This window comes from Dialister sp. UBA1703 (assembly GCA_002320515.1).
Classification (GTDB): Bacteria; Bacillota; Negativicutes; order Veillonellales; family Dialisteraceae; genus Dialister.
This window is the reverse complement of record DCJJ01000006.1, coordinates 1-13,387: the sequence shown is the minus strand read 5'-3', so window position 1 is coordinate 13,387 and position 13,387 is coordinate 1. Positions and strand designations below refer to the sequence as shown.

12 protein-coding genes are annotated in these 13,387 nt (G+C 52.3%); all 12 read right to left on the bottom strand.

Annotated elements, in window-relative coordinates; all coding sequences use genetic code 11:
• Nucleotides 1-104: 104 nt before the first annotated feature.
• Nucleotides 105-1,139: a cell division protein FtsZ gene (gene ftsZ / locus B2Y11_RS00290; RefSeq protein WP_291054572.1), complete on the bottom strand. Its 1,035-nt coding sequence runs from the start codon at nt 1,137-1,139 to the stop codon at nt 105-107.
• A 160-nt stretch (nt 1,140-1,299) separates the two neighbouring features.
• The gene (locus B2Y11_RS00285; protein WP_291054569.1) at nt 1,300-2,148 is read right to left on the bottom strand and encodes a cell division protein FtsQ/DivIB; all 849 of its coding nucleotides are present in this window, start codon (nt 2,146-2,148) and stop codon (nt 1,300-1,302) included.
• A 12-nt stretch (nt 2,149-2,160) separates the two neighbouring features.
• The gene (locus tag B2Y11_RS00280) at nt 2,161-3,096 is read right to left on the bottom strand and encodes a D-alanine--D-alanine ligase family protein (protein ID WP_291054567.1); all 936 of its coding nucleotides are present in this window, start codon (nt 3,094-3,096) and stop codon (nt 2,161-2,163) included.
• Complete coding sequence (gene murC, locus B2Y11_RS00275; RefSeq protein ID WP_291054564.1) at nt 3,086-4,486, bottom strand: UDP-N-acetylmuramate--L-alanine ligase; 1,401 nt, start codon at nt 4,484-4,486, stop codon at nt 3,086-3,088. The genes B2Y11_RS00280 and murC overlap by 11 nt, the downstream gene beginning before the upstream one ends.
• Nucleotides 4,486-5,607, bottom strand: coding sequence for an undecaprenyldiphospho-muramoylpentapeptide beta-N-acetylglucosaminyltransferase (gene murG, locus B2Y11_RS00270; RefSeq protein WP_291054561.1), 1,122 nt, complete (start codon nt 5,605-5,607; stop codon nt 4,486-4,488). The genes murC and murG overlap by 1 nt, the downstream gene beginning before the upstream one ends.
• Nucleotides 5,608-5,617: 10 nt before the next feature.
• Nucleotides 5,618-6,967 (bottom strand): UDP-N-acetylmuramoyl-L-alanine--D-glutamate ligase, encoded by a 1,350-nt coding sequence (gene murD, locus B2Y11_RS00265; protein WP_291054558.1) that lies wholly within the window; start codon nt 6,965-6,967, stop codon nt 5,618-5,620.
• Nucleotides 6,968-7,030: 63 nt separating this feature from the next.
• Nucleotides 7,031-7,996, bottom strand: a complete 966-nt coding sequence (mraY, locus tag B2Y11_RS00260) for a phospho-N-acetylmuramoyl-pentapeptide-transferase (RefSeq protein WP_291054555.1) — start codon at nt 7,994-7,996, stop codon at nt 7,031-7,033.
• Nucleotides 7,986-9,377 (bottom strand): UDP-N-acetylmuramoyl-tripeptide--D-alanyl-D-alanine ligase, encoded by a 1,392-nt coding sequence (locus B2Y11_RS00255; protein WP_291054552.1) that lies wholly within the window; start codon nt 9,375-9,377, stop codon nt 7,986-7,988. The genes mraY and B2Y11_RS00255 overlap by 11 nt, the downstream gene beginning before the upstream one ends.
• Nucleotide 9,378: 1 nt before the next feature.
• Nucleotides 9,379-10,884 carry a UDP-N-acetylmuramoyl-L-alanyl-D-glutamate--2,6-diaminopimelate ligase gene (locus B2Y11_RS00250; protein ID WP_291054549.1) on the bottom strand — a complete coding sequence of 502 codons (1,506 nt, stop codon included), beginning with the start codon at nt 10,882-10,884 and terminating at the stop codon, nt 9,379-9,381.
• A 181-nt stretch (nt 10,885-11,065) separates the two neighbouring features.
• Nucleotides 11,066-11,488: a cell division protein FtsL gene (ftsL, locus tag B2Y11_RS00245; protein WP_291054545.1), complete on the bottom strand. Its 423-nt coding sequence runs from the start codon at nt 11,486-11,488 to the stop codon at nt 11,066-11,068.
• 52 nt (nt 11,489-11,540) lie between these two features.
• On the bottom strand, nt 11,541-12,473 hold the full coding sequence (gene rsmH / locus B2Y11_RS00240) for a 16S rRNA (cytosine(1402)-N(4))-methyltransferase RsmH (RefSeq protein WP_291054543.1): 933 nt from the start codon (nt 12,471-12,473) through the stop codon (nt 11,541-11,543).
• A gap of 12 nt (nt 12,474-12,485) precedes the next feature.
• A complete protein-coding gene (gene mraZ / locus B2Y11_RS00235) occupies nt 12,486-12,917 on the bottom strand; it encodes a division/cell wall cluster transcriptional repressor MraZ (RefSeq protein WP_291054541.1) in 432 nt (143 codons plus the stop codon).
• Between the last annotated feature and the right edge of the window lie 470 nt (nt 12,918-13,387).

Below are 13,387 nucleotides of genomic sequence, written 5' to 3'. Positions count from 1 at the left end.
TAAATCTGATGTCCCGTCGGCGGTTTTCTCTGTAATCAGACATGGGGGAAACTCTGAATCATACAATCACTTTTCCCCATCCGGCCCGGGACCTTGAGTCAGTCTTATTTTCTCAGAAATTCAGGAACCGCGATGCCTGTTGCCGGGCGTACCGCATTGCTGAAACGGTTGCCGCCGGCAGGAGCCGGAGATTTCTTCTTGTCGCCGAAACCGGTGGCAATAACAGTAATCTTCACTGTATCATTGTCCAAATCCGGATCTACGGAAGTACCCCAGATGATGTTGGCATCGGGATCTGCCGCTTCTGTAATAATCTGGGAAGCTTCATTGATTTCAAAGAGGCCCAGGTCTTCGTTGCCTGTAATGTTGATGATGATGCCCTTGGCGCCTTCGATGCTTCTTTCAAGCAGGGGGCTGTTGATGGCCATGGTTGCTGCATCGCTGGCACGGTTGTCGCCGGTGCCGATGCCGATACCCATGAGGGCATCCCCCTGGTCGCTCATAATGGTTCTCACGTCCGCAAAGTCCAGATTGATAATGCCCGGTACGGTAATGAGGTCGGAAATACCCTGGATGCCCTGGCGGAGTACATCGTCTGCCGTTTTGAAAGCATCTTTAATGGATGTTTTCTTATCGATAATGCTCATCAGTTTGTCGTTCGGAACGACCAGGATGGCATCGACGTTCTGTTTCAGTCTTTCAATGCCTTCGGCCGCATTCTTGGCTCTCACTTTGCCTTCAAAGCTGAAAGGTTTGGTGACTACGGCAATGGTGAGAGCACCCAGTTCCCTGGCGCACTGTGCAGCTACAGGAGCTGCGCCGGTGCCGGTGCCGCCGCCCATGCCGGCAGTGACGAATACCATGTCTGCGCCGGTTAAAGCTTTGGTCAGGTCTTCGCGGGATTCTTCCGCAGCCTGTTCCCCTACTTCCGGTTTTGCGCCGGCGCCAAGACCTTTGGTCAGCTTTTCGCCGATCTGAATCTTGGTTTCCGCTTCAGACTTGTTCAGTACCTGCAGTTCTGTATTGACAGCGATGAATTCAACGCCCTTTACTTCTTCATCAATCATACGGTTGACAGCGTTATTTCCGCCGCCGCCTACACCGATTACTTTAATTTTAGCAATTTCAGACTGTTCCATGTTCGCTCCTCCTTTAGGATCCTCTGCGTCATGAGATTGACTTTTTGTTTCATTATTCATTCTGATAGTCATCTTCTTATCAAGATAATCATATCTTACATTGTACAATACTTTGCACAAGTTCGCTACAGTTATTACTGGGAAAGAGGCAGTTTTTTATTTATTTTTTCAGCTTGATGAAAGGAGATGCCGGATTGGCGTCCAGGTATTCCACCGAAAGTCCCCGGGCCTTCACATCGCCTACCATGTTTTCCGCCAGCCTGGCCTGTCCCGCCATATCAGGGCCGCTGCCCAGACGCACTGTAATGCCGTCCCGGGTATAGGCTTTGATGTCATTCCCGTTGCCTATGTTGATTTCCGAAAAAACGCGAAGCCCTTCGGGGGAAAGATGGTTCAGGAAATCCAGGGCCGAGTCCAGTTCGCCGCCGGCCACCGAGTCCCCGAGAAGAAGATTTCCCATCCTCTTTCCTGTAATGAGCGGCACATTGACCTTCTTAATGGACTGGGTGGTGTCCATCACCATGCCGTCCTTATCAAGGAACGCATAGCCGAACTGGTCCTGCACGATAGCAAGGGGTATCCGGTCCATTACATCCACTTCCAGTACGAAGGGAAATCTCCGGCTTACGGATACGGCAGACAGACGGATATCTTTGGAAAGCCGTTCCTCCAGTTTGGACGAACTCACCTGCAGCACGTTCACCGGCTCACGGATGCGCCCCTCAAAAATAACATCATCCACCGTAAGAACATCGGTGCCTTTAAGGTCGATATACCCCAGGGGGATGGGCAGGAAGAAGAGAGAAAGAGTTACAGCAGCCGCTGCTGCAAGGGCGCCAGCTGCATAGGCCTTTCCTCTTCCGTGGGAGCGGATGGGCGATTTATGCTTCTTCACCGGCCGTCTTACTTTCTCTTCCGGCGGTGCCTCCACCTTAGGCTTTTCGTGAAATCCCTCGGGGGTTCCGTGCTGTTCCTTCAGGAAATCGTTAAAACTTTTAAAATTATCCATAATGATGTCCTGTCAGACTTTATCAAGGCCTGCTTCCATCAGTATCATTTCGCAGAGCCTGGGGAAGGAAATCCCATCCGCTGCAGCAGCCTTGGGCACAAGGCTGGTAGAAGTCATGCCGGGAATGGAATTGGCTTCCAGTACAAAGGGATGCCCCTCTTCGTCTGTTTTGAAATCAAAGCGCACGGCGCCGCTGCATTCGCAGATCCGGTAGCCCTCTTCCGCAATGCGGCTCATTTCCTCTGAGAGCTCTTTGGAAATGGGAGCAGGCACGATATAGTCCGTAGCGCCTTTGGTGTACTTGGAATGGTAATCATACTGGCCGGAATGGGGACAGATTTCAATCACCGGAAGAGCCCTGCCGTCCAGCACGGATACGGTGAATTCACCGCCTGCCAGATAGTCTTCTGCAAGGATCCGTCCTTCCACCTTGAACACCCTGTCCACAGCAGCAGGAAGATCTTCTTTGTTCTTCACGATTTCAATGCCGATGGTGGAGCCTTCGCAGGCCGGTTTCAGCACCACCGGGAAGGAAAATTCGGAAAGAATGGAAGAAATAACCGCATCCTTCCCGTCTTTCAGGAAGTAGGGGCGGGAATGGGCCATGGGGAGGCCGGCCTGCTTGAACAGGTGGCTGCTCATGATTTTGTCCATGGTAATGGCGGAGGAAGTGACGCCGGAGCCGGTGTAGGGAATCCGGGCCAGCTCCAGTACGCTCTGGATGGTGCCGTCTTCTCCGTACTTGCCGTGAAGGGCGATAAACACCACTTCCGCTCCTGCCTTTTTCAGGTTTTCCACCACATGGTGGGGATCATATTCCATAGGAATCACCCTGTAGCCGATGGACTCCAGGGCCTCTGCAATGGCGTTGCCCGTATTTCTGGAAACTTCCGCTTCCGTGGACGGACCGCCCATAAGAACCACGATTTTCGTTTCTTTATTTATCACTTGGCATTCCCTTTTCTTTTAATAACTGAACCAGCATTCCGCCTGCCCTGGTAATGCTGCCGGCACCCATGGTAATCACCAGGTCCCCCTTTTGAAGGATGTCATAAATGGAACGGGCCACATCATCCACCGACGGCACATAGCGGATATCCTTTTCAGGAATATGGGCCTTCACGGCATCCGGAATGGTATGACCGTCCACGCCGGGAATCTTTTCCTCACTGGCTGCATAAATATCAGTGAAGAACAGGATATCGCCGTCATCAAAGGCTTCTGCAAATTCATCCCTCAGCAGTTTGGTCCGGGAATAGCGGTGAGGCTGGAAAGCGCAGAGAATCCGATGATTGCCCGTTTCCCTGGCAGCTTTGAGGGTGGCTTTGATTTCCGTGGGATGGTGAGCATAGTCGTCCACAATCCAAAGGTCATCGCTTCTAAACTTCGTTTCAAACCGTCTCTTCACGCCGCAGAAACGGGACAGGGATTCCGCCGCCTTTTCAAAGGGGATGCCGCAGTAAAGGGCAGCCGCCAGGGCGCCCAGGGAGTCCCGCACATTGTGAAGCCCCGGCACCTGGAGACGTACCGTGCCAAGCACCTTGCCGAAAACCTTCGCATCGTAGCAGAGGAACCGGTTTTCGTAGCGGGGATGAAGGGCCGCCACATCAGCCTTCTCATCCAGGCCGAAGGTAATGACCTTCTTATGAATTTTCGGAAGAATGGCCCTTACCCCTTCGCTGTCAAGGCAGAGGAAGGCGGCGCCGTCATCGTAGGAAATATGATTGATAAATTCCGCAAAGGCGCTGCGGATATTTTCCACACTGCCATAATGGTCCAGATGGTCATCTTCCACATTGGTCACTACGGTCAGGTAGTTTTTAAATTTCAGGAAAGAGCCGTCGCTTTCATCGGCTTCGGCAATCACATAGTCCCCTTTGCCGCAGATGGAGTTTCCATGGATATAGTCAGCCGCAGCTCCCAGCACGATGGTGGGGTCTGTGCCTGCTTCGTAGAAAATCTGTCCCAGCATGCCGGAGGTGGTGGATTTCCCGTGGGCTCCGGCTACGGAAATCCCCTTCCCCGCAAGCAGGAGGGCCGCCAGCACATCGGACCGGTGGAATACGGGAAGCCCCTTCTTTTCAGCTTCCACAAGCTCCGGATTATCTTTGGAAATAGCGGAGGAAATGACCACGCAGCCCTCCCCTTTCACATGGGAAGCATCATGGCCTATATAGATGGAAGCCCCTCTTTTCCGGAAACTTTCAAGCACCGGAGAGTCGGCCATATCAGAGCCGGAAACGGAATACCCCTTTTCCAGCAGGATTTCAGCCAGGGCCCGCATGCCCATGCCGCCGATACCGATAAAATGAAAATTTGTATATTCGTTAAGATTCATCACTTGTGCCCCCTTTTTTCAGCAAGCTGAAGTGCCAGACGGGCAATATCCCTGCCGGCATGGATTTTTCCAAGCCCTGCGGATGCATCAGACATGCTGCGCAGTGTGGACGGTGTTTCCTTCAGATAGGAAATATCCTGGATCAGTTCCTTATCGGTGAGATACTTGTCAACAATCATTTTGGCAGCTCCCGCCGCTACAAAGACCCGGGCATTGAAGGTCTGGTGATCTTCTGCTGCATAGGGATAGGGAATGAGGATGGCCGGCAGCCCGCGGGCTGCCAGTTCCGCCAGACTCACCGCACCGGCACGGCAGATGATGAGATCCGCCGCAGCCAGGGCCCGGGGCATGTGGTACTCGTACTTTATAATCCGTCCTGCCTTCCCTACCCTGCCGTCTTTGTCGGCGTGCAGCGCCTCTATTATTTTATCATATTCCAGGGTGCCCGTAACATGGTAAAGGCAGAGGTGACTGTCATCTTTGAAATGGCGGTGCACCCCTTCCATGGCTGTGTTGATGGAGCGGGCGCCCCGGCTGCCGCCTGTGATGAGCACCATGAAGGTGTCCGGTGAAATGCCCAGCTCGCGGCGGGCTTCCTCCCTTTTCGCCTCAATAATGTCGGGGCGGATGGGATTTCCTGTATACACGCATTTCTCCGGACGGGGAAAGCGCATTTTAGCGTCCTCGTAGCCAAGAGCAATGGTATCTACCACATGGGAGAGGATTTTATTGGTAATGCCGGGAATCACATTCTGCTCCTGGATTAGGGTGGGAATGTGGGAGAGCGCCGCCGCCATGAGGATGGGGCCGCACACGTATCCGCCGGTTCCGATCACCACATCCGGTTTGAACTGTTTCAGAATGGACCTTGCCTTGAAAAGGCTGCCTGCGGTTTTCATAAGGATGGCAAGATTCTTCGGCGTGAAGGAACGCTTCAGGCCATAGGCGGGAATGGAGGCGAATTGGAACCCTTCCTTCGGAACGATTCTGGACTCCATGCCCCTTGGAGTGCCTACGAAGAGGAACTCCACATCCTCCAGTTTGGAAAGCTCCCGGGCGATGGTGATGGCGGGATAGATATGACCGCCGGTGCCGCCGCCGGATAGAATAATTCGTTTCATAACTCCCCCGTCAGGTCAGACTTTTAACAATACGTTTGAAATCCATGCCCCGTTCTTCCATGTTGTGGTACATGTCAAAGGAAGAGCAGGCAGGTGAAAGGATGACAATATCCCCTGCTTCAGCCAGTTTCTGTCCGGTCATAACCGCTTCTCTCATGGAAGACACCCGGTGAATGGAAGAAACTCCCGCTTTTTTTGCTTCCTTTTCAAAGCGGTCAGCTGCCGCGCCCAGGAGAATCAGATGCTTTGTATGTTTCTTCACTTCCTCCATGAATTCTTCAAGGGGCGTTCCCTTGTCATAGCCGCCGGCAATAAGGATTACCGGTTTACCGAAGGCGCTCATCCCCTTTTCCGCAGCGTCCGTATTGGTAGCCTTGGAATCGTTGTAATATTCCACATCATGAAGGGTGCGTACATATTCAATGCGGTTAGGAAGGGAGGTGAAATCCTTCAGCACGGAAACGATGACATCCACCGGCACTCCCCCTTCATAGGCCAGGAAGGAAGCAGCCAGGGCATCTTCATAATTCTGCAGCCCCTTGAGTTTCATTTCACCTGTGTGCAGAAGACGGATTCCCTTCCCCTGTCTGCGGATGACCAGCACATCCCCGTCAAGGAAAGCGCCCTCTTCCACTGCATGGCGGGTGGAAAGGAGGCATACATGGGTATGGGTTTCCGCCTGCTTTTTAAGCTCCGGCGTATAGGAATCTTCGGCATTCAGAAGGAGGCAGTCCGATTCATCCATATTTTCAAAAATTCTTGCCTTGGCAGCCACATAGGCTTCCATGGTGTGGTGCCTTTCCAGATGGTCCGGCGTAATGTTTAAAATTACGGCGGCCCTGGGCTTGAAGATTTTAATGAATTCCAGCTGGAAACTGGAAACTTCAGCGGCAATCACACCGTCTGCCGGTACAAGCTCCGCTTCCCGGCTGAGGGAAATGCCAAGATTCCCTGCCAGGGCAAAGGGCCTGCCGCTTTTGCTGACCATGCTGCCAAGAAGGGTGGTGGTGGTGGTTTTGCCGTTGGTGCCGGTAATGGCCAGAATAGGCGCCTTTGTCACCCGGTAGGCCAGTTCCACTTCACTGATCACATCCATATGCCGTTTAAAGGCCTCAGCCACCACCGGATTTTCCCTTGGAATAACCGGAGACACAACCACCGTATCCACGCCGTTAAGAAGATCCAGGGAATGGGGACCGAATCTAAAGGACGCGCCCAATTCCGTTAATGCATCCTTTTCCTTCCTGTCATGGATGGAATCTTTTAAATCGGAAATCAGCACTTTCACATTATGGCGGAGAAGCACATGAGCAGCTCCCAAACCGCTGATGCCCGCGCCGAGAATCAATACACTTTTCATAATTTACCTCCCCATGGAATCAGGCAGCAGCCTGACAGTTCAAAAGCACAGAGATGAATGGTCTTATAAAGCCCTGATAGCCAGAAGCAGGCTCACGCAGGCCGCAATCCCCTCAAAAATCCAGAAAGCCCATACCACATAGACCTCGCTCCATCCGCAGAGCTCGAAATGATGGTGAAGAGGGCTCATTTTGAACACCCTTTTCCCGGTGAGCTGGAAGGAAGCCACCTGGATAATGACGGAAAGCGCTTCCAGTACGAAAATCATGCCCAGGAAAATAAGAAGGAGCTCTGTCCTGGTCATAACGGAAATACCTGCAATGGCGCCGCCCAGAGCCAGGGAACCGGTGTCCCCCATGAAAATCTTGGCGGGATGGTAGTTGAAGAAAAGGAAGCCGATGCAGGCGCCTGCCAGAATAATGATGAAATACCCCAGATCGTTGAAACCGGTCATATAGCAGTACAGCGCATAGGCGGAAAAGGCAATGACGCAGCAGCCGGAAGCCAGCCCGTCAAGGCCGTCTGTCAGGTTTACCGCATTGGACGCGCCTACAATGACAAGGACCACGAAGGGATAGTACAGAAGTCCGATGGAAATATCCATATTTGTAAAGGGAATGGCAATGGAATAGGGCAGATGAAGGGTATCTACCACGCCCCAGCAGAAAAGAACGGCCAGAATGATCTGTCCCAGCATTTTCTGCTTTGCCGTAAGTCCCAGATTTCTTTTTTTCTCCGCCTTGATGAAATCATCAAGAAAGCCCAGCACCCCATGTCCCAGGGTAAGGAAAAGGAGCCAGAGCACGGAAGGGTCAATCATTTTATTGAAAATCACTACAAGCACCGCTGCCAGCAGCATGAAAAGGCCGCCCATGGTGGGGGTCCCGTTCTTCACGCGGTGGGACTTGGGCCCTTCTTCCCGGATGGACTGGCGGGCTTTTAATTTTTTAAGAAGCGGAATGGCAAAAAATCCAAGAATCACAGTAAGCGCTGCCGATTCCGCAAGGTAAACCAAGTAATTACTTTCCATTCTTTCCCATAGCTCCCCTCAGAATCGCAGGAATCGTTTCCATATGCATGTAATGGGAACCTTTCACAAGCACCACGTCGCCGGGGCCGGCCAATTTCTTAAGCTCTTCCGCCGCTTCCCCGCAGGTATCGCAGGTATGGACCACCTGCATGCCTCCTTCTTCCGCGCCTTTGGCAAGGAAACGGGAAAGCGGGCCTACGGTGATAAGGCCGTCAAATCCGATTTTCGCTGCCGTAAGGCCTGTTTCATAATGGAGCTTTTCCTCAAAGCGGCCCAGTTCGCCCATATCTCCCAGCACAAGGAAATAGTGTTTTCCTGCCATCTGTTTCGCAGAACGGAAGGCCATCTCCATGGAAAGGGGGTTGGCATTATAGGAATCATCCAGCACGGTAATGCCGTCAATGGTTTCCACAGCCTGCCGCTGTCCGGCAGGGCGGAAATCGCCGAGGGCCCGCTGGATTTTCTCTGTATCCACGCCCAGCACCCGGCAGGCCGCTGTGGCAGCCAGGGCATCATACACATTATGCACCCCCAGAAGATGGAGCTTCACCTTGAAAGCTTCATCAAAGCAGGTGCAGGTATATCTTGTGTCTTCCTCTTCATAGCGCACATCGCTGCCCCTGACCGTATACCGGCCATTGAGGCCGTAGCGGATGACCCGGCCTGCAAAGCCTTTTCCCATGGCGCACACTCTTTCATCGTCGCCGTTCAGGATGGCCGTGCCGTCGGCAGGAAGGGCATCGATCAGTTCTTTCTTCGCTTTGGCAATATTATCCTGGCTTCCCAGGATGCCAATGTGGGAAGTGCCTACATTGGTCACCACCCCCATGGTGGGAGAAGCAATATGGCAGAGTTCCTTAATCTGTCCGAAGCCCCGCATGCCCATTTCCACCACACAGACCTCCGTATCTCCTGTCATGGAAAGAAGAGTCATGGAAAGGCCGATTTCATTATTGAAATTCTTCTGCGTGGCAGTCACATGCAAGCGGGTGGAAAGGATGGCGGTAATCATATCCTTGGTGGTGGTCTTCCCGTTGGAGCCGGTGACACCGATTACAGGCACGTGGAAACGCATGCGGTGGAAATGGGCCACATCCTCCAGTCCCTTTTTCGTATCCTTCACAAGGAATACGGTAACCTTGGGATCCAGGCCATCCCCGTAGGACGCATCAGAAATCATGACAGCCGCTGCGCCTGCCTCCACCGCCTTCTTCACGAAGGCATGGCCGTTGAAATTCTCACCGGTAAGGGCGATAAAAAGCTCCCCTGCCCTGATGGTGCGAGTATCGGTGCTCACACCGTCCACAAAGGGGTTATTCCCCCGCCGGATCAGCCTGGCAGCTGCTGCCTTTTCGATTTCCTCCAGTGTAAATGATGCCATTTTATTTCTCCTTCAGTGCCTTTCTGGCTTCTTCCCTGTCATCAAAATGAATGGTCTTATCCTTCAGGATCTGGTAATTTTCATGGCCCTTGCCGGCAATGAGCACAATATCTCCCGGCTCGGCCAGTTCAATGGCCCGGCGGATAGCGCTTCTCCGGTCCACAATCACTTCATAGGAAAGGGAAGGCTTTTCCTTCTTCACTTCCTCCACACCGGCTGCCACTTCCTTCACAATGGAAGCAGGGTCTTCGGTGCGGGGATTATCGCTGGTCACCAGGGCAATATCTGCATTTCTTGCAGCAATGCGGCCCATAATGGGGCGCTTCATGCGGTCCCGGTCGCCGCCGCAGCCAAATACGACGATAATGCGGCCCTTGGTGATTTCCTCGGCGGTGGTCAGAATCTTTTCCAGACCGTCGGGGGTGTGGGCATAATCCACCACCACCGTGAAGGGCTGGCCCTCATCAATCAGTTCAAAACGGCCGGGCACGCTTCTGAAATCCTTCATGGCTTCCACAATGGTATCCATATCCACCCCTTCCGACAGGGAAGCGCCTACGGCGCCCAGGGTGTTGTACACATTGAAGCGGCCTGCCAGCTTCGTTTCAAAGTCATAATCCTTTCCCTCATAGGTTACCTTGAAGGCGGAAGATTTACCGGTAAAGTGAATATCATGGGCATAGAGGTCTGCCGTTGGATGGATCATGCTGTAGGTATGAAGAGTGCAGATATTTCTGTCATCCACTGCTTCCTCCATCACATGGGCATAGGGATCGTCCATGTTTACCCAGGCGGACTTGCCCTTCTTCGTCTGTCCTTTAGAAGAAACCATATGGAAAAGAATGGCCTTGGCCTTTGCATAATTATCCATGGTCTTGTGGAAATCCAGATGATCTTCGGTGAGGTTTGTGAAAACCGCATCATCGAATTCGCAGCCTGCCACACGGCCCAGCACCAGGGAATGGGAGGAAACTTCCATGCACACGTATTCCACCCCTTCCTTTGCCATCTGCGAAAGAATACGGTCCAGATCGATAACGTCAGGAGTGGTATTGTGGGTGGGGATTTCCTTATCGCCGATTAAGGCATGGATGGTGCCGATAACACCGGTTTTATGTCCTGCATGGTGCAGGATGTGGGCTGCCACATGGGTGGTGGTGGTTTTGCCGTTGGTGCCGGTGAGGGCAATCATACGCATTTTCCGGGTAGGATAATCAAAGAAAAAGGGTACCATATCCTCCATGGCCTTCCGGGTGTCCTTTACATACACCACAGCCACAGAAGACGGTACGTCCACTTCCCTGGAAGCTACAATGGCAGAAGCTCCCTTTTCCACAGCAGCCTTCACGAAATCATGGCCGTCCACATGGGCGCCGGAAAGGCAGATGAATAATCCGCCCTCCACCACCATGCGGGAATCAGCCGTTACATCTTTAATCTCAATGTCCGCATTGCCTGTCACTTTTTCCACAGGAGTCATACGGATCAATTCTTTTAATGTTTTCAAAATGATCACCTCTGAATCAATTTCAATTAAGCGTCATTATTTATGATAGCTTAAAACCCCGGTAAGTACAATAGCGGCCCTTAAAAAAGGCCGCTATTTTTTATAATTTTAATTCAATTTTTAAGCAGTTATCTATTCTGATACAGATCCGGCAGCAGCCTTCGTCTCCCGGAAACCGGAATCATCTCACTGTTTTCGGAGAAGAAGATAATGAAGCCTTAGAAACCTGCGTTCCCCGCCGGGACCCTTCCACGCCGCCATACACATTCCTTGAAGGAAGGCGCATGCCCAGCTTCGTTTCCGCAATCTTCTGGATACGAACCGGCGCATCCAGCCGGGAAACCTCCAGCTTCAGCACGGAATTTTCCTTTTCAAGGCTCATGACCTCCGCCCGCACCTGCTGCATATTGTACTCCGCCTGCACATTAAAACCATGAAGAATGGTGGCTACCATAAAGGGCAGGAGAATCATAATAATCCCCAGAACCACATGATGAATCAGGCTTCCGGAAGACGCCTCTTCTTTTGCTCTTTCCCGGGGGATGGCAATTCCCCGGGGCATGGATGACATATAATCCATCATCTGTACATTCTGCGAAACCATACAACATCTCTCCCCATTCTATTCACACCAGGGCATGGGAAATTTCCGTTTCCTATACTCTCTCCACCACCCGGAGCACCGCGCTCCTGGCCCGTGGATTTTCCTCCACTTCTTTTTCCGAAGGCTTTCTGGCCTTCCCCAGACCCTTCACCGTCCTGTGATGATGGCACATGCACACCGGAAGATCCGGCGGACAGATGCAGTCCCTTTCCATTTCACGGAAAGCATTCTTGATAATCCGATCCTCCAGAGACTGGAACGTAATGACCCCCAGCCTTCCGCCCACCTTCAGATGGTTCACACAGGCCTCCATAGTATCCTTCAGGATGCCCAGCTCATTGTTTACCTCAATCCGGATAGCCTGGAAAGTCCGCTTTGCCGGATGGGGCCCGCTCCTTCTGGCATTGGCAGGAATGGCCGCCTTGATCACATGCACCAGGTCATCGGTGGTCTCAATGGGCTTATCCTTCCGGAAATCCACAATAAAGCGGGCGATCCGCTTTGCCCATCGCTCCTCGCCGTACTCTCTGATGATGCAGGATAAATCCTCCTCATCGTAGGTATTCACGATTTCATAGGCGGTGAGAGGATTCCGCCGGTCCATACGCATATCCAGCTTCCCGTTATTCATATAGGAAAATCCCCTCTCCCCGTCATCCAGCTGATGGGAAGAAACGCCCAGGTCAAAAATAAATCCATCCACCTTCTCAATGGACAGAGAAGACAGAATATCCGATATATGGGAAAAATTATCACGGACAAAAAGATGACAGCACGCCGTCCCCTTCAGCCTTTCAGAAGCCGCATCAATGGCCTCCTGGTCCTGATCCACGCCGATCAGGAGCCCGTCATCTGCCAGCTTTTCCGAAAGAGCCAGAGAATGACCGCCGCCGCCCAGTGTGCAGTCCACATAAATGCCATGGGGATCGGTGAGCACAGAATCAATCATTTCATGAAGAAGAACGGTAGTATGACGAAATTCCATGAAACCCTCCCCTTACAAATCAAAATTCAGCGGCAGATCCAGAGAATCTGCAATATCTGCCATAGACTCGTCGCCATTTTCATCAGCATCCAGAAGCACCGGATCCCAGATCTCGATAATAGGCCCCGTACCTACAATGCAGGCCTCCTTCTTCAGCTGTGCAAAGGCGCGCAGATGCTGGGGAATCAGAATCCTCCCCTGCTTGTCACATTCCATTTCAGTCCCCCTGCCGATAAGATGACGCATAATCTTTCTCACCTTATGGTTCGTAAAAGGCAGCTTCTGAAGCCTCGCAATGAGGGCATCCCACCTTTCCCTGGGATAAATGCAGAGACAGGTATCCAGTCCCGGAGCCAGCACAAAACTGTTGCCCAGCTCCTCCCTGAACTTGGCCGGAAGGATCATACGTCCCTTGCTGTCAATGGTATGAGAATACTCATTCATGAACATAATCCTTCCACCTCCTCCACATTTACCCACATTCTACCACATACCCCCACTTACTTACAACGGAAAAGTTTGTTTGGTGCGAAGGAAACAGGAATCCGGCAGCTCTGGAAAGTGCGATAAATACAGGAAAATTTCAAGATTATAAAGGAAATGGAACTCTCCGGACGGTGGAAAGGAGAGATTCGGGGATTTCCCACCACGAAAAAATCCCCCACCTGTGGTGGAGGATGGTGGGGGCCATGGAGGGACGGGATTCAGAGGGGTCAGAGGGAAGGTTCTTAAGATTGACAGGCCTTCGGCCTGAGGGTTCTTAAGTTTGACGGCGGCTCTGCCGCCGAGGGTTGTGGATAGCCCCACAGGGGAAACGACTCACTGGATTTTCAGTCGTCTGACGACTCCATACAGCACGGCTATCACCGACTCACAATAATTTGTGCGTCGCTTTGCTCCTGCAAATTATGTTC